The following is a 16,588-nucleotide window of genomic DNA, read 5'->3' on the forward strand; positions in this document are numbered from 1 at the left end:
GGAGAAGAGTCGAAGTTTTGCCCGCGCCCGCATAAGCCTTTATCTTAAGCTTGCCTGCTGACATATGCGCGGTCGAGGTTCAGCCGCCAGATCGCTTTCTCGCTAGGCACAGCTACCTGGGCCGGGCCGCTTGGGCTCGGCCGCCCGACGGAACGGCGTCAACTATCGCCTGCTGTTCTACGGTTGGTTGTCCTTGCCCACCCGCCCGGCATCAGACGAGGGAGGCTTTTATGGCTTTGAACGCATCTAGCAAGTTGTTTTGCGTGTACGCCGAACCAGAAGCTTCTGCAGACCGGCCCATATATTCTTTGCTCGACTTGCCGACGGTTCCTGACGAGCTTTCGCCAAAACGGCACGGCTTGCGGGTCATGCCGTGCGGTGTCTATGATTCCAGGATAGTAGAGACGAGGGTTCTGATAATCATGAACCGATGACGGGCCGCCTATCAGTGCCCAGCGGGTCAAGCCTCTTGTCGACGCAGGTTCACGCGCTCAATGAACTCGAACACGGCCATGCCGCCGAACATCGCGGCCACAAAACCCCACGCCTTTGGGAGGCCAGCGCCCAAGGCGACCAGTGCGGGCCCCGGGCAAAATCCTGCAAGCCCCCAGCCGACGCCAAACACCGCACTTCCCAGTACAAGTCTCAACGTTACGTTGGTGCTGGCCGGTATCTGCATGGGCAGCCCCAGCAGGGATTTTTTGCGGCGCTTTGCAAACAGGAACGCGACAGAGCCTACGGCTATCGCCCCGGCCATCACGAATGCCAGTGAAGGGTCCCATCGTCCCCCGAGGTCGAGAAATCCCAGCACCTTTGCTGGATTGGCCATGCCGGACACCATCAGGCCGACGCCGAACAGCAGGCCGGAAAGCAAAGCAGCGAGCAAACCCATTTCAGCCTCCCAGCAAATGTCTGGACACGAATACGGTCAGAAAACCGCTTGCCATGAATGTGGCCGTTGCGACCAGCGAACGGACGGAGCCCCGCGAGATGCCACAGACACCGTGACCGCTCGTGCAACCGCTTGCGTAACGCGTGCCAATGCCAACCAGAAAGCCCGCGACAAGTATTTCGCCCCACCCCGCCTGGATATCAGGCGCTACCGGGTTCCCGAGCAGGCTTGCCAGCGCAGGTGCCCCAATCAACCCTGCAAGAAAAGCGACACGCCACCCCGTATCTTTCTGAGGCGTGCCCAGCAGGCCACCGAGGATGCCGCTGATGCCGGCGATACGTCCGTTGAATAAAACAAGCACGGCAGCCGCGGCGCCAATCACCAGACCGCCAGTCAATGACAGGCCCGGCGTAAAACTCGCGATATCAATCGACATACCCCCTCCTCACCTTCATTGGGCGCAAAACTGGTCATACAGCACGTTCATGACCGCAATCGCTTCCTTGCTTGCGATGGAATAAAAGATGCTCTTTCCCTCTCGCCGTGTCGCCACGAGCTCGTTATCGCGAAGTACGCCGAGCTGTTGGGAGAGTGTCGGCTGACGTATGCCCAACTGTTCTTCCAGGTCACTCACACACAACTCGCCCTGCGACAACTGGCACATCAGAAGCAACCTGTCGGGATTGGCCAGCACCTTCAGTAGCGCACAGGCTTTCTCTGCCGATGCCTGCATCACCGACAGGTCGATTGGGACGGACTTCTTCCTCATCTCACCACCCATAATTTACACACAAACATTATATTGCATTGTAGATTATTTGTGAATAGAATGAGTACATCTGAGGAGGTCAGGATGCAGCCCATCGTTCAGCCGTTCTTCGACCCGGTCACCGGCACGGTGACTTAGTGGTGTTTCAGTCCGGGCGTCAGGAATGTGCAGTCATTGACCCAGTCCTTGACTACGACCCCAAGGCAGGACGCACTGCGACGACGAACGCCGACCGGGTCATCGAGTTCGTGCGCCAGCGAGGCTTGCACGTTCAGTGGATACTGGAAACGCACGCACACGCGGACCACCTGTCCGCAGCGCACTATTTGCGCGACCAGCTAGGCGGCAAGATTGCGATTGGAGGGCACATTCGCACCGTTCAGGGCGTGTTCAAGAAGCTCTTCAATCTGGAGCCCGAATTCCGGCTTGACGGCTTCCAGTTTGACCATCTGTTTCGCGAAAACGAAACGTTCTCTATCGGAGCTCTGACGGCCAGAGCGCTGTGTGTTCCCGGTCATACACCTGCCGACACGGCCTACCAGATTGGCGATGTGGTCTTCGTGGGCGACACGCTCTTTATGCCGGATGTCGGCACCGCGCGTTGCGACTTCCCGGGTGGCAATGCACACACGTTGTACGGGTCGATTCGAAAGCTGCTGGACCTGCCAGGCGACACCCGGCTCTTCATGTGCCACGACTATCCACCCAAGGGCCGTGAACCCGAATGGGAAACTACCGTGCTCGCGCAGCGTGCACATAACATCCATGTGCACGACGGTGTCACAGAGGAACAGTTCGTGAGCATGCGCGAAGCGCGCGATGCAACGCTGGCGATGCCCGTTCTCATCCTGCCTTCTGTGCAGGTAAATATACGGGCCGGCGATTTGCCTCCTGCCGACGAGAACGGCACCCGCTACCTGAAGATTCCCTTAAACGCACTTTGATTCAAACCACTAGCTGCTCCGAGTGCATCGAGTCGGCAGGCTGGGACCGTTGCGGCACCCGCCAAAGCATGCGACGGCGCGACGTGGTGCGAACCATAAACTCATTGAAGCGTCCGTCGTTCTTGGTTTTTTCGCTGAAGACCAGTTAGAACACGCCGGACTCGCGGGGGGCGCGGGCCTAATTGACAGTCACGGATAGGTTGATTGAGCCCGGACCTACGACGCGACCATCCAATGGCTGCCTCTTCGGGACCCTGTTTGGTGTTGGACCTGCTTCCGTTGGGTTACTCCGTCTGACTAGTGACGCTCCTTTAAAGCTCTCGTCGCATGCAGGCCATTGACTAGGTCGCATTTCTGTCGCTGGACGCCTCTTCGCGAAGCCACTCGCGAAACGCAACGAGTCTTGGCAGGTTAGCGCACTCCTTCCTATAGACGATGTAATAGGCAAGTTCCGACGGCCGCTCGATATCTGGAAAAAGCCGCACCAATCGCCCTGAGGCCACATCGTCGCGTGCAAGAGCGCTACGCGCCAGCGCTACCCCATGGCCATCGATCGAGGCTTGAAGGACGGCAGAGGAACTATTGATCTTCAAATTCGATCGGGCCGCGGTCAGCTTAATGCCCACTTTGTCGAGCCACGCGTCCCAGGTAACGAACCCTATTTGCCGATCGACAGATAGATCATCGATCAGCGTAAGTCCGTCCAGGTCGGCGGGGTTGCGGATTCCCGGATGACGCTCAAGAAACACGGGCGAGCAGACGGGGAAGACTTCCTCGTCCATCAGCTTTTCTGCCTCCAGATCCGGCCAGTGTCCGGCTCCATAGCGCACGCCGATATCGATGCCTTGTGTCGCGAAGTTCACCAGCTTGAGATTTGTGTCAAGGCGAATGTCAGTTTCGGGCCATGCGGTCTGAAAGCGGTCGATGCGGGGCAGAAGCCACTTTGCCGCGAACGCGGGACTGAGCGTCACTGTCAGCACCCCGACCGGTGACCGCTCTCTAAGTCTTGCGAATCCGACGTTCAACGTATCGAACCCGTCGCGAATGTCGGGCAGCGCCCTTACCGCCGCCTCCGTGGGCACCAGACGCGCCCGCCCACCGCTGCCTCGATGGAATAGCGACATGCCAAGCCACTCTTCCAGGCTGCGGACGAGCTGCCCCACCGCCGCTGGCGTGACGTTCAGCTCGGTCGCCGCTGCAGAGAAACTCTGGTGGCGCGCGCTTGCTTCAAACGCGCGTAACGCATTCAGGAAGATTGGAGCAGTCATCACGTAAAGAATTTCTTTCAGTGACTGGCAGAATATCTCATTTGTGAATCCATACGTGTCATCCAATAATGTGGTCACCACGCAAAGCTTTCGAATCAACTCGAAAGTTTCAATCCGCGTTCGGTTCACAAAGGACTTCCACAATGAATAGTTTCTCGTCTAAAGTCGCCATCATCACCGGTGGCGGTTCCGGTATCGGCAAGGAGGTGGCCATCCGCCTGGTGCGCGCCGGCGCTAGCGTGGTTATCGGTGGCCGCGATCAGGCTAAGCTCAAACAAGCCGCTGCCGAAATCGACCCCGCAGGAATCAAAGTGCGCACGTACGCAGGGGATATCGCTTTACCAGCCACGGGCGCTGCGCTTGTGAATGTCGCGATCGACGCGTTTGGCGGTGTCGACATTCTGATCAACAACGCGGGCGTATTCCGACCCAAGGAATTCTTGGAGCTGAGCGAGTCCGATTACGACTGGTTCCTCGACACCATCCTCAAAGGCAAGTTCTTCATGGCACAGGCCGCGGCGCGCGCGATGAAGCAACGCGGCGGCGGCGCCATCGTTCAGACCGGCTCGCTCTGGGCCCTGCAGGCCATCGGTGCGACGCCGTCTTCGGCCTACTCGGCAGCGAATGCTGGAGTGCATGCTCTCACGCGCAACCTGGCCATTGAGCTTGCGCCAGCGAATATCCGCATCAACACAGTTGCTCCAGGCGTTGTTGAGACGCCGATCTACAACACGTTCATGACGGACAATCAGGTCAAGCAGACGCTGCCCTCATTCAATGCGTTCCATCCTCTCGGGCGCAACGGCCGACCGGCCGATATCGCCGAGGCGATCCTTTTTCTGGCATCGCCGAGCGCCTCCTGGATTACGGGCGCGGTGTTGCCGGTCGACGGCGGTGTGATGGCCGGTCGCCAGCGGTGTGATGGCCGGTCGCCAGGAGTGACGTGCCACGCTGAAAGGAGAGGTCAATCTTTCTGCAAATCACTTTAGCTTGCTGCTCGAAGACGGCCCGGATCCCGGTTTTTACGAGACAGTCTAACGCAGCGCGCTTCCTCACCGAGGCCCGACGGTGAACGACAGAGATCAGGCACACTTCAGCCGGTCGGTTATTACCGGAAGATTTGTTACCGAATTGCGAATCTGCCGAGGAGTACGGATGAGCCGCCAAGGGTGCCTTCGCTGCACGCAGTGTTCCGTTTTGCCGGTTGACCGCGTGCAAACGTCACTGCCGAATGGAACACGCAAATCTCTGAGTTCCCTGAGCGTGAGAGCACCGTGGCTCGCGGTCCTAGGTACCGACAAAAAAAATCGAATACTCAATGATCCGCTGATTTTCTCCACACGAGTGATTCGGGGTGCTGTTCCACGTAATCAGAGAGTGCCCTCAATGCGGCAAGCGTCCGACGCAATTCGCGTCAACGATTGTCGTAAGTCCGACTGCATCGGCGCGTCATGCTGTAGCGTCGCATTCGCGGCATTGAACGACTGTTGGGCACCCTCTAGTGTTCTGTGTGCCCGCCGAACCAGTTCCGTGTCTGCGCGCCGGAATAGCGAATTGACGTGCGAGAGCGCCTGATCGAGATTGAAGCCGACCTCCTCGAACGTCACATGGTCGAGGGCACGTTCGTCCACAGCCAACCGTTTGGCGCGTCACTTGACCTTGACGACGACCTTGCCCTTGGCGCGTCCCTGGGCCAGGTATTCAAGCGCTTCCTTCGCTTGCTCAAACGGAAACACCTTGTCAATGACTGGACGGATGCGTTCTGACTTAATCAGTTCGCCAATTTCGGCGAGCTGAGCTCCATCGGGGCGCACGAAGAGAAATGAATACGTCACCTCCCGCTTCTTCGCAAGCCGCATGATCTTGCGGCTCATTAGCCCGAATACAAACCTCAGAATAAAGTTCAGCCTGCGAGCGCGGGCGAACGCTGCGTCCAGCGGCCCGATAAGCGACACAATCTTGCTCCCCGGTTTGAGGATGCCCATCGATTTTTCAATCGCGTCACCTCTGATAGTGCCAAGCACCACGTCGTAGCCGCGCAGCACTTTCTCGAATTCCTGCTTTTTATAGTCGACGACCTCGTCTGCGCCCAGACTGGTTACCAGTTGGACGTTGCCCGTACTGGTGGTCGTTCCCACCCTGGCGCCGAAGTGCTTTGCCAGTTGGATCGCAAACGTGCCAATACCGCCGGACCCGGCAGGGATGAACACCTTCTGGCCAGCTCGAAGATTGGCGCGCTCCTTCAACGCCTGCCAGGAGGTGAGTCCGACCATCGGAACGGCCGCAGCCTGCACAAAGTCGAGATTGGCCGGCTTCGACGCGGCGACGCTCTCCGGCACCGCCGCGAATTCGGCGATCGAGCCCCTACCGAGATCGAAGAGGCTGGCAAAGACTGCGTCGCCCGGCTTGAAACGCGTCACACGGCTGCCGACCTCAGTCACCACACCAGCAATATCGCTGCCCAGCGTAGCGGGCAACTCGAACTTGAGGACGGGCTTGAACGTTCCCGCCGGAATCATGTTGTCGATTGGGTTCAACCCCGCCGCGTGGACCTGGACCAACAGTTCATCAGGCTTTAGCGTGGGGCGAGGCACTTCGGCGAACCCGATCTCGGGTGACTTGCCATAGCGTTTGAAGGTGAGCGCTTTCATGTTGCTCTAATTCCAATGTTGGGTAAATGACGGGCAGAGTTCCGGATGAAATCCAACTCACGCCCAAGGCTGCAGCACGACCTTACCGGTGGTGCTGCGCCCTTCCAGGAGGCGATGTGCTTCGGCGGCCTGCGAGAGCGGCAACACCGTTTCCGTTTGCAGCGTTACTTTGCCGGACAGGACCAGCCCGATGAGCTCGGTCAGCGTCGCCTGGATAAGATCGGGGAAGGCCAGGTAGGCACCGACGTAAAAGCTGGTGACGGTGTGGTTGGGGACGGTCAGCTTCCACGGGTCGATCAGGCTGGTCTTGCCGCTGGACTGGCCGACGAAAATCAGGCGTCCGAACGGAGCCAATGCCTTGAACGCCTCGGCGACGTTGTCGCCACCGGCTGTCTCCAGGATCACGTCTACACCCTTGCCGTCGGTCAGCCCGCGCACTTGCCCGGCCCAGTCGGGGGCGGTGTAGTCAACCGACGCATCAGCCCCCAGGCGCTCGGCCAGAGCCCGCTTTGCGGGGCTGCTGGCGGCCGCGATGACCTTGCCAGCGCCATACAGCCTGGCGAGTTGTACGGCGAGCGACCCCACTCCGCCTGCCGCAGCCTCCACCAACACGGTTTCGCCCGGCGCCAGTCGTGCGGCCTTGCGCAGGACCAGAGCGGCGGTCAGGCCATGGGCAACCAGCGCCGAAGCGCGTAGCAAGTCGAGCCCTGGCGGCAGCTGCATCACGATGGCGGCGGGCACGCGGACGTACTGTGCATAACCGCCTGCTCCCGGCGCGGCCGGCACCGGCGTGCCGACGGGGAGCGAGGTCACGGCCTTCCCGACGGCGGCGACCGTACCGGCCACTTCAGCACCCAGCGTGAAGGGCGTGGGGGACGGCTCAGGATAGTCGTCGCCGCGTCGACGCATGACGTCGGCAAAGTTCACTCCAGCCGCTTCGACGCGGATGAGAACCTCATCGTCGGCGAGTGTCGGATCGGGCACCTCCTCATAAACCAGCGTTTCGGGGCCGCCCGTCTTATGAAACCGGACTGCTTTCATCTGTTTCTCCAAATTTGGGTGAAGTACGGCAAGGCCTGTCTTCGACGAGACCTGTTCGAAATTCACTTTCTGCTCAGCTTCATAGGACTTCGCTCGTCGCTGACCGCGAAGGATTCATTGCGCCAGAAACTCCAGTGCTTTGGGCACGAAGTCGGCGTGATACTGGAAGATGCCTCCGTGCCCGGCGTCCGGATAAATGACGAGCTGCGCGTTGGGAATGCGGCGGGCCATGTCGTGGCTCAGGGTGGTTGGCACCATGATGTCGTTGTCTCCATTGGCGATGAGGACAGGCATGTGCAGGCGGGTGAGGTCCTGCGGCGCCTGCTGGCCCCAGGTCTTGATCGCCTTGAGCTGGCGAAGCAAGGCGCGGGGTGTCGGCCCCTTGTCGCGACCCGCCTTGCGTTCCTTCAGCCTTTTCAGGAATGCGCCTGCTGCCTGCCGGCCGTTGGCCGTGGAGGTGAAGAACAGATAGGTCTTGGGATCGCGCAGCGTCAGCAGGCCCTTGAGCATCAGTGGCCAGGACATGGCACCGACGCGATCGATGCCCTGACCGCCCGCGGGACCCGTGCCTGTGAGGATGAGCCTACGCACCAGATCCGGCGCTTTTAGCGCCACGTCCTGCGCGACGAAGCCGCCGAGCGAAAAGCCGAGCAGATCCACCTGATCGAAACCCATCGCGCGGATCAACGCGATGGTGTCGCCCGCCATCTCGTCCACGGTCACGGGCGCAATGCCGCCGGACGAACCGATTCCCCGGTAGTCGATCGCAATAACGCGATGCTTGCGGGCCAGGCCATCGACGATACGCGGGTCGAAGTTGTCCAGCACGGCGCCCCAGTGGTTGAGCAGGATCAGCGGGATGCCGCCATGCGGGCCCAGTTCGCGGTAAGCGAAGGTGGTTCCGCCCGCCCTGACCTGGTTGTTCTGTGCGTGGGCATAGAACGTTGCCGATTGGCTATCTGGGTTCAAACTGAACATCATCGATTCCCTGGCTGCGGCCTTCACGCGTTGACGTCCACGACGGTGCGGCCACGCACCTGACCCTGGAGTACCGCATATGCAAGACCAGGCACTTCGGCCAGGCCGACCACCTGGGAAGCGCGTGCGAGCTTTCCGGGGTCCAGGTCGGTGGCCAGACGTGCCCATGCCTGCACCCGCACGTCCTGCGGTGTGTTGACCGAGTCGATGCCGGCCAGGGTAACGTTGCGCAGGATGAAGGGCAACACCGAGCCGTGCAGGTCCGCGCCCTGCGCGAGCCCGAAGGCTGCAACCGCGCCGCGGTAGCAGGTCTGCGCCAGTACGTTGGCCAGCGTGTGGCTGCCCACCGAGTCGATCGCTCCGGCCCAACGTTCCTTGGCGATCGGTGCACCCGGCTCGCTCAACGTGCGACGGTCGATAACCTCCTCCGCACCCAGCTCGCGCAGGTAGCCCGTCTCCTCCAGCCGCCCGGTCGAGGCCACCACCCGATACCCCAGCGTGGACAGCAAGGCGATGGCGATGGACCCGGCCCCGCCGCCGGCCCCAGTCACGAGCACATTGCCTTTATCCGGCGTCACTCCCGCATGCTCCAGCCCGAGCACGGCCAACATCGCGGTGTACCCCGCCGTGCCGATGGCCATGGCATCGCGCGTCGAAAACACGTCAGGCAGCTTGACCAGCCAGTCACCCCTGACGCGTGCCTTCTGCGCGAAACCGCCATGGTGGGTTTGACTCAGGCCCCAGCCGTTGGCGACGACGCGGTCGCCCACCGCGAACCCTGCGTGCGACGTAGCCTCCACGACGCCGGAAAAGTCGATGCCCGGAATCAGCGGGAACTGGCGGATCACCGGCGCGAGGCCGCTGACAGCCATCGCGTCCTTGTAGTTCACCGTCGAATAGTCGATCGCGACGGTGACGTCGCCCGGCATCAGGTCGGCTTCGTCGAAATCGACCAGGGCGGTGGCAATCGCATCGCCGGTTCTGGTGGCCAGCAGCGCCTTGAATGTCATGATCACTTCTCCTTTGGGGGCACGGGTTTCATATGTCGAGCATCATGCTCAGGGATAAAAAAAGGCCGATGGAGACTCAATCCGCCGCTGGGATGAGGTGCTCCAGCGCCGCCTCCAGCAACGATCTGGACAGCGGTTCTTCGTCGACCGCGCGCGCCAGCACGACCGCCCCAATCATCGTGGCGGCGGTCGCCAGGGCGCGCTCGTGCGCACCGGGCTGGCCCCAGTCGGCCGATTGGCGGGAGACCATGTCGATCATTTCCTTGATGCGGTGGGTAATTGCGCGTCGAACCGCCGGCGCCTGACGCGGCATTTCCGTTCCCAGCGCGGCGATCGGGCAACCGACCTCCGGGTTTTTCACGTGCTCTTTGGACAGATAGGCGCGCAGCAGCGCCTGCAGGGATTGTTCGGCGGGCACGGCGGCCGTGAATTGCAAAAAGGTGGCGATGGCCTCGGCTCCTGCGCGGTCTGCCAACTCGGCCAGCATGGCCTCGCGTGAGGCGAAATGCGCGTAGAACCCGCCGTGGGTGAGGCCGGCCTCTTTCATGATGTCCGCAATGCCAATGCCGTCATAGCCACAGCGGCGGATCGCGCGTGCACCAGCTTCGACGATGCGCTCGTGCGTGACTTCCTTGGATCGCGTTGTTGATCGTTTCATATGACGTTCACCAGTGGTGAGTCTCTGATCGCCAGCCCTCGGCACTCAATTCCGCGCCCGCAGGCGCCGCGTGCGAAAGGTGCCCCAGCCGCTATTGAAAGCAGACCTCACGAACGCTGACAGTCCGCTCTCGTCGGGACGCGGCTCTCTACCCCTTGCAATGCGCTTGAGCTGGCGCGTGTACCACAGCACCTCCATGATTCCCATGCGATCGACAGCCTTGAGGCCGGTGTTGATCGGGCGCACCTGCCTCAGGCTATCGCGCCCGTGCAGCAAGGCGGCTGGTGCTTCGGGATCGATCGCCAGCAGCCGCGCCAGGCCCACCACATCCAGCGCGCCAGAGCGCAGGGCTGCGTTCATGCCGGCCGCCGAGCGGAACCCGCCGGTCACCATCAGCGGCACCTTTACGGCGGCCCGCACCTTCTCGGCAAATTCGAGAAAGTAGGCTTCGCGGGCCACGGTGGAAACCTTCTTCGACTCTCGCATCGCACCGCTCATCGCGGGTGCCTCGTAGGTGCCGCCCGAGATCTCGATGAGGTCAATGCCCGCGTCGGTCAACGCGCGAATCGTTTCGATCGATTCTTCCTCGGTGAAGCCGCCTCGCTGGAAGTCGGCCGAGTTGAGCTTGATCCCCACCGGGAATTCCGGACCGACCTGCCGGCGGATCTCCAAATAGACGGCCAGTACGAAGTGGCGCCGCTTCTCGGGAGTTCCGCCCCATTCGTCTTCGCGACGGTTGTGATGCGGAGACAGGAACTGGCTGATCAGGTAGCCGTGCGCCCCGTGGATCTGCACACCACTGAACCCGGCCTTCCTGCAGATCGCCGCGCTGCGGCCGAAGCGCTCGACGATGTCGTGGATCTCGGACGTGGTGGCTTCGCGCGGGGTTTCGAAGAACGCGGCCATGTCCTCGCGGAAGGGAACGGCCGACGGCGCGAGGTTGAATGCGTTTAAACCCTTGGTCGATTGCTTGCCCGGATGGTTGAGCTGTGCCCAGATGGCCGCCCCTTGCCCAGTCGCCGCTTGTGCCCACTGTCGGAGGGCAGGCAAGTCAGTTTCGTCCTCGATCACCACATTGCCAGGCTCGCCCAGGGCGCGACGGTCGATCATTACGTTGCCCGTCATGATCAGTCCCAGCCCCGAGGCCGCCCAGCGTCGGTACAACTGCACCAGGTCCGGAGTCGGACGATTGTCGTAGGTGCCCAGCGTCTCGCTCATGGCCGCCTTGGCGAGCCGATTGCGCAGCACACTGCCATTGGGCAGGCTCAACGGCTGGTTCAGCAGATCTGGTTTCATGGACAGCTCAGAACGCGGTGCGGTTGTATGGCGAAACGACTTTCGGGGGCTGCAGGAATGCCGTCAGGCCCTGAAACCACATCACTTCGCGAAAGTCGCCGCTAATGATCAGATCCTTGTTGCCCAGGCCTCTGAGGAAGGCCGCCTGGCTTTCGTTGGCCGACAGGATCGCGAAGCCTTTGACGGCATCTCTGAAAGTGAGCGTGAACTGGGGGTTCGCCGTCAGTCCCCCAATAGATCGGATGGCGCCATCGCGAATGACGTAGTAGCGACCGACGCCGGACACCGTGCGGATCTGAAACACAAGGGTCTTGCCCGCGACGTACTTCGCGCAGTCGGGGTTGTTCCTGATCTGTCGTTTCAGGAGCTGGGTGAACATCCACAGCAGGAACTTGAACTTGAGCATGGCGAGGGCCTTTGGATACTGGATCGTGACTTCGGGGCGATGAGTGGCGTGGTCGTCACTCGCTCAGAAACCGCTCCACGTGATAAAGAAAACGCTGCGGGTGCTGGAACTGCGCAGCGTGGCCCGAGTCCGCGTAGATGAACAACTGGGCGTTCGGCAGGTTGCGGGCCATGTAGAACGAGTTGACCGTCGGAATCATCACGTCGTTGACGCCGTTGAGGATGAACGTGGGCTGCTGGATGCCACGCAGGTAGGCGAATGGATCGTCCTCCGAGAGCCGTGGCAGATACAGCATGTTGGCCTCGATCTGTGCTTTCGCGACCTCTGGGGAAGACGGTGGGTCCTGGTCGACGCGTTGATGGCGACGTTCCCAGAATTCCCTCGCGGCCTGCTCGGCATGCGCCGACCGGCCGAAGAACAGGTAGAGAAAGTCTTCGAAGACGGGGACGGGATTGACCGCTGTGCTCAGCACGCGCGGCTCCATGTCGGGGTCGCCACCACGTGGGCCTGTACCCAGCAGCATGAGTTTGCGCACCAACTCGGGATGACACCAGGTCAAATCCAGCGCCTGAAAACCGCCCAGCGAGAAGCCCAGAACATCGATCTGCGGCAAGCCCAGCGTGCGAACGAAGGCTGCCGCGTCATCGGCCATGTCCTCAATGCGGGTGCGCGGCTGGCCGCCGGACGAAGCAATGCCGCGACCGTTGTAGAGGATGACTTCGCGGCCTTCGGCAAGGCCGTCCGTCATCAACGGGTCCCAATGGTCCATGCCGCCGCGAAAGTGCTGCAGAAGCAGTAAAGGTGGCTGCGAGGAATCGGTGTTACCCCAGCGGCGGTAGGCGAATAGCGTACCGTCGACATCCGCGAAGCGCGTGGGCGTGGTGATATGGGTGTCGGTCATCGGGTTATCTGTTGAGGGCTGAGCCGGAGTGTCGGTCGATAAGGCATGGCCTGGCTTTCGAGTAAGAGAGAAGCCGCAGTGGTCAGGCTTCCGGCCGATAGCGATCGGCCGCGTGCGCTTGTCGAATATCCGACAAAAGCCCTTGACGCGCGCCATCCAGCGCGTCCCAGCGCGCCGCCACGTGCAGCGGCGGGATGGTGACCAGCTCGCGGCGATCGAAGCCGACCAGTGCCGCATCAACCAGTTCGCCGACCTCCATCACCTCGGTAAGCGTATTGACGTCGACGCCGGCGCGCTCCCAGATCTCCGTGCGGGTCGCCGCCGGCAGCACCGCCTGCACGTAGACGCCGCTGGGCGACAACTCGAGGTTCAATCCCTGCGACAGGAACAGCACGAAGGCCTTGGTGGCGCCGTAGATCGACATGCCGAGCTCGGGCGCGAAACCCACCACCGAGCCGATGTTGACGATCGCGCCAGTCCCCGACTGCACGAAGCGCGGAGCGACCGCGGCTGCGAGCCGCGTCAGTGCCGTGGTGTTGAGCGTAATCAGGCGTTCGATGCCCTCAGCGGTCTGCTGCACGAAGCCACCCGACTGACCCATGCCGGCGTTGTTGATCAGGATGCCTATGCGAGAGTCGTCGCGCAGGCGAGTCTCGACCGCGGCCAGATCCCCAGGCTGGGTCAGGTCGGCCTGCAGCACATCGACAGACACACCGCGTTCTTCACGCAGGCGCGCGGCCAGCGTATCGAGGCGCGCCTTGTCGCGTGCAACCAGCACGAGGTCGTGGCCGCGGCCGGCGAAGCGCTCGGCGTAGGTGGCGCCGATGCCGGAGGAGGCGCCGGTGATGAGAACAGTCGGAAGCGAGGTCACGGGTATTTCCTTTGCAAGAGTGGTTCGGACGCGAACGCAAGCAGCGCGCGCCTCAGGCGGCAATGGTCGGGTAGTCGGTGTAGCCCGCAGCGCCGCCGCCATAGAGCGTGGCGAAGTCGGGCTGCGCCAGCGGTGCGCCGGTCTTCAGACGTTCGACCAGATCGGGGTTGCTGATGAATGCACGGCCGAAGGCGAACAGGTCCGCTTTACCCTCGTTGAGCCTGGCGGTAGCGAGTTCCAGGTCGTAGCCGTTGTTGGCCAGGTAGGTTTGCCTGAACCGGCGGCGCAACGCGTCGTAGTCGAACGGTGCGACATTGCGCGGGCCGCCGGTCGCACCCTCGACCACGTGCAGGTAGACGATGCCCAGCGCGCTGAGCTGCCCGGCGATGTAGTCGTACTGCGGCTGGGGATCGCTGCTCGAGATACCGTTTGCCGGCGACACAGGCGAGATGCGTACACCGGTGCAATCGGCGCCGATTTCTTCCACCACTGCAGCGACGACTTCCAGCAACAGGCGCGCACGGTTCTCGATCGAGCCGCCGTAGGCGTCAGTGCGCTGGTTGGCCCCGTCCTTGATGAACTGCTCCAGCAGATAGCCGTTGGCACCGTGGATCTCCACCCCGTCGAAGCCGGCGGCCATGGCATTGGCCGCGGCTCGACGAAAGTCGCCAACGATGCCCGGCAATTCGTCGAGTTCGAGGGCGCGTGGCTGCGACACGTCGGCAAAGCCATTGTTGACGAAGGTTTTCGTCTCCGCGCGGATGGCCGAAGGCGCGACCGGCGCAGCGCCGCCAGGCTGGACATCGACGTGCGAAACACGGCCGACGTGCCAGAGTTGCGCGACGATGCGTCCACCCTTGGCATGCACGGCCTCGGTGACCTTGCGCCAGCCGGCGATTTGCTCGGGTGTGTACAGGCCCGGGGTGTCCTGATAGCCCTGGGCCTGGGCTGACACCTGAGTGGCCTCCGTGATGATCAGGCCGGCCGAGGCGCGCTGGGCGTAGTAGGTCGCGGCCAGTTCGCTGGGCACCAGCCCCGCGCCTGCGCGATTGCGGGTCAGCGGTGCCATGACAAAGCGATTGGCGAGTGTCAGGCGGCCAAGGGCGTAGGGCTCGAAAAGCGTCTTGTCGGTCATGTTGCGTCAGTTTCCGGAGTTGGGAATGAGATCAATGATGACGATCATAATCTAACCTGTCAAGGTTTTGATGACGGTCGACATCAATGTATAATGGAGGCTTCGCAGATATGAACCCACCGTGGTCAAGAAATGAAGATCACCAAGGCACAGGCACAGGCCAACCGGGAGCACGTGGTCGAGACGGCGTCCCAGCTGTTTCGGGAGCGTGGCTACGATGGAGTTGGCGTTGCCGATCTGATGGCCGCCGCCGGCTTCACCCATGGCGGCTTTTACAAACAGTTCCGCTCCAAGGCCGACCTGATGGCGGAATCGGCGGCCTGCGGCATCGCGCAGACCGTGGCGTTGAGCGCGGGCGTAAACGCGCCTGAGTTTGTGCGGTATTACCTTTCTCGCGAGCACCGTGACACCCGCGCGACCGGTTGCACGATGGCCGCACTGGGCGGGGATGCCGCGCGTCAGCCGGAAGCGGTTCGGGCCACGTTTGCGGCCGGCATTGAGAGCCTGCTGGCTGCGCTGAGCCCCGAGGGCACTGCGTCGGACGGTGCAGACTCAGGGCAGGCGCGAGCCAGGGCCCTCGACATACTGGCGCACACAGTCGGCGCCGTTATCATGTCGCGCGCCTGCCCGGACGATTCGCCGCTGGCCGACGAAATCCTGGCGGTTTGCCGCGACGAGATTCTCGCGTCACTGAGTCCGTCCGCAACAGCGCGCGCGCCTGCGCGCAATCACGGTAACGACAACTCCGCCAAGCCGAAGTGACGCGGGCAAAGGCGGCCGGCAGGAAGGTACGGGGGCTCATGGAGCACGAAACGTCAGACAGCCGATGGCCCCCTGCGGGGCCGATTATCGTTCTTGCCTTTGATCTCTCGGCTCCAGACCGTCCATGACCCATTCGTGGATAGCCATTAGCATTCCGAGATCGAGTTCCTGTGGGTCGGTCGCCCCAAAATAGTGAACCCACCTTTCAAAAATATCGGCCTGCTCCTCGGAATATGTGAGGCCACCGGTTTCCGTTTGATTCGGCAAAATTTCCTCCATCGATCACCCCATCAGAAGAATCGGCTGCGCATTGCAACAAGTATCCAGGATATTGTGACTACTCCCATAGAAACGCTTTAATATTCTTTTACGCAACTCTGTCATATATTTTCAATTTCAGATAATCCGTCGGTCCCTGGAATGACATTGCCTCCGCAAAGTCACCACTGACTGCGAGATCTTCTTGATGCAGAGTCACAAGGAATGCCTCTTTACCTTCCTTCGCCGAAAGAGTCGAAAAACCCTTGGCGGCGTCCCTGAAAGTCATGGTGAATTTTGGTTCTTTTGAAAGTCCGGAAACGGAACTTACCGCACCTTTCTGATAATGAAATAACGTCCAATTCCCCCGATTCCTTGCCCTTTGTGCGGTTGGCGCATTCGGGATTTGCAATGCCGCGACCGTTATAAAGGATCACCTCAGGCCCTGCCGCCAGGCCGTCTGTCATGAGCCGATCCCAATGATCCATTCCGCCGCGGAAGTGTTGGGGGAAAAACAATGGCGGCTGGTCAGTCGTCCTCGTGTTGCCCCAGCGGCGATAGGCAAATCTATCGCCATCGACTTCCACGAAGCGGGTCGGCGCGGTGAAGTGCGTATCGATCATGTTGGAATCCTTATTAAATTGCTAAATATGAATATGAAATGCTCATGTTCGGTGCCAACTGCCGAACCAGGAGGCTATTGCCTCAAACGTGCTCTTCGTCCTTCCGGCACGCTGCCTGCGACGAT

Annotated in this window: 18 protein-coding genes and 1 pseudogene; 3 read left to right on the forward strand and 16 right to left on the reverse strand. The window is 61.4% G+C overall.

Going from position 1 to position 16,588, the window contains the following annotated elements; translation table 11 throughout:
- Positions 1–460 precede the first annotated feature (460 nt).
- From OKW41_RS13170 to OKW41_RS13180, 3 genes are read right to left on the reverse strand one after another with little or no spacing between them, the layout of a single operon-like run.
- On the reverse strand, positions 461–892 hold the full coding sequence (locus tag OKW41_RS13170) for a DUF6691 family protein (protein ID WP_429572766.1): 432 nt from the start codon (positions 890–892) through the stop codon (positions 461–463).
- 1 nt (position 893) lies between these two features.
- Positions 894–1,328: a YeeE/YedE family protein gene (locus OKW41_RS13175; protein ID WP_187639541.1), complete on the reverse strand. Its 435-nt coding sequence runs from the start codon at positions 1,326–1,328 to the stop codon at positions 894–896.
- A gap of 15 nt (positions 1,329–1,343) precedes the next feature.
- Positions 1,344–1,661, reverse strand: coding sequence for an ArsR/SmtB family transcription factor (locus tag OKW41_RS13180; protein WP_026226058.1), 318 nt, complete (start codon positions 1,659–1,661; stop codon positions 1,344–1,346).
- 84 nt (positions 1,662–1,745) lie between these two features.
- On the opposite strand from OKW41_RS13180, the pseudogene OKW41_RS13185 reads away from it, so the two are divergent.
- Positions 1,746–2,605 (forward strand): annotated as a pseudogene (locus tag OKW41_RS13185) (MBL fold metallo-hydrolase).
- A 341-nt stretch (positions 2,606–2,946) separates the two neighbouring features.
- On the opposite strand, the gene gcvA reads toward OKW41_RS13185, so the two are convergent.
- Positions 2,947–3,873: a transcriptional regulator GcvA gene (gcvA, locus tag OKW41_RS13190; protein ID WP_429573404.1), complete on the reverse strand. Its 927-nt coding sequence runs from the start codon at positions 3,871–3,873 to the stop codon at positions 2,947–2,949.
- A gap of 143 nt (positions 3,874–4,016) precedes the next feature.
- Here gcvA and OKW41_RS13195 point away from each other — a divergent pair, with 143 nt between their 5' ends.
- Positions 4,017–4,862, forward strand: a complete 846-nt coding sequence (locus OKW41_RS13195; RefSeq protein WP_429572767.1) for an SDR family NAD(P)-dependent oxidoreductase — start codon at positions 4,017–4,019, stop codon at positions 4,860–4,862.
- A gap of 660 nt (positions 4,863–5,522) precedes the next feature.
- Here the strand turns inward: OKW41_RS13195 and OKW41_RS13200 are convergent.
- The 10 genes from OKW41_RS13200 to OKW41_RS13245 form a co-directional block, all read right to left on the reverse strand.
- A complete protein-coding gene (locus OKW41_RS13200) occupies positions 5,523–6,524 on the reverse strand; it encodes an NADP-dependent oxidoreductase (RefSeq protein WP_429572768.1) in 1,002 nt (333 codons plus the stop codon).
- A gap of 57 nt (positions 6,525–6,581) precedes the next feature.
- Positions 6,582–7,631, reverse strand: a complete 1,050-nt coding sequence (locus tag OKW41_RS13205) for a quinone oxidoreductase family protein (RefSeq protein WP_429572769.1) — start codon at positions 7,629–7,631, stop codon at positions 6,582–6,584.
- A gap of 48 nt (positions 7,632–7,679) precedes the next feature.
- Positions 7,680–8,543 (reverse strand): alpha/beta fold hydrolase, encoded by an 864-nt coding sequence (locus OKW41_RS13210; protein WP_429573405.1) that lies wholly within the window; start codon positions 8,541–8,543, stop codon positions 7,680–7,682.
- Between the two features lie 23 nt (positions 8,544–8,566).
- Complete coding sequence (locus OKW41_RS13215) at positions 8,567–9,553, reverse strand: MDR family oxidoreductase (protein ID WP_429572770.1); 987 nt, start codon at positions 9,551–9,553, stop codon at positions 8,567–8,569.
- A 76-nt stretch (positions 9,554–9,629) separates the two neighbouring features.
- Entirely contained in the window at positions 9,630–10,211 is a 582-nt protein-coding gene (locus OKW41_RS13220; RefSeq protein ID WP_429572771.1) for a TetR/AcrR family transcriptional regulator, read from the reverse strand.
- Positions 10,212–10,256: 45 nt separating this feature from the next.
- A complete protein-coding gene (locus OKW41_RS13225; protein WP_429572772.1) occupies positions 10,257–11,507 on the reverse strand; it encodes an NADH:flavin oxidoreductase/NADH oxidase family protein in 1,251 nt (416 codons plus the stop codon).
- Positions 11,508–11,514: 7 nt separating this feature from the next.
- Positions 11,515–11,913, reverse strand: coding sequence for a helicase (locus OKW41_RS13230; RefSeq protein WP_429572773.1), 399 nt, complete (start codon positions 11,911–11,913; stop codon positions 11,515–11,517).
- Positions 11,914–11,968: 55 nt separating this feature from the next.
- Positions 11,969–12,814: an alpha/beta fold hydrolase gene (locus OKW41_RS13235; protein WP_429572774.1), complete on the reverse strand. Its 846-nt coding sequence runs from the start codon at positions 12,812–12,814 to the stop codon at positions 11,969–11,971.
- 82 nt (positions 12,815–12,896) lie between these two features.
- Positions 12,897–13,685 (reverse strand): SDR family NAD(P)-dependent oxidoreductase, encoded by a 789-nt coding sequence (locus OKW41_RS13240; protein WP_429572775.1) that lies wholly within the window; start codon positions 13,683–13,685, stop codon positions 12,897–12,899.
- Between the two features lie 52 nt (positions 13,686–13,737).
- Entirely contained in the window at positions 13,738–14,820 is a 1,083-nt protein-coding gene (locus OKW41_RS13245) for an alkene reductase (RefSeq protein ID WP_429572776.1), read from the reverse strand.
- 132 nt (positions 14,821–14,952) lie between these two features.
- On the opposite strand from OKW41_RS13245, the gene OKW41_RS13250 reads away from it, so the two are divergent.
- Positions 14,953–15,582, forward strand: coding sequence for a TetR/AcrR family transcriptional regulator (locus tag OKW41_RS13250; RefSeq protein ID WP_429572777.1), 630 nt, complete (start codon positions 14,953–14,955; stop codon positions 15,580–15,582).
- Between the two features lie 84 nt (positions 15,583–15,666).
- On the opposite strand, the gene OKW41_RS13255 is transcribed toward OKW41_RS13250, so the two are convergent.
- The gene (locus OKW41_RS13255; protein ID WP_429572778.1) at positions 15,667–15,861 is read right to left on the reverse strand and encodes a hypothetical protein; all 195 of its coding nucleotides are present in this window, start codon (positions 15,859–15,861) and stop codon (positions 15,667–15,669) included.
- A 212-nt stretch (positions 15,862–16,073) separates the two neighbouring features.
- Positions 16,074–16,463 (reverse strand): alpha/beta fold hydrolase, encoded by a 390-nt coding sequence (locus tag OKW41_RS13260; RefSeq protein ID WP_429572779.1) that lies wholly within the window; start codon positions 16,461–16,463, stop codon positions 16,074–16,076.
- Positions 16,464–16,588: the final 125 nt, after the last annotated feature.

Origin of the sequence: Paraburkholderia sp. UCT70 (assembly GCF_050434085.1) — a bacterium.
Lineage (GTDB): Bacteria > Pseudomonadota > Gammaproteobacteria > Burkholderiales > Burkholderiaceae > Paraburkholderia > Paraburkholderia tuberum.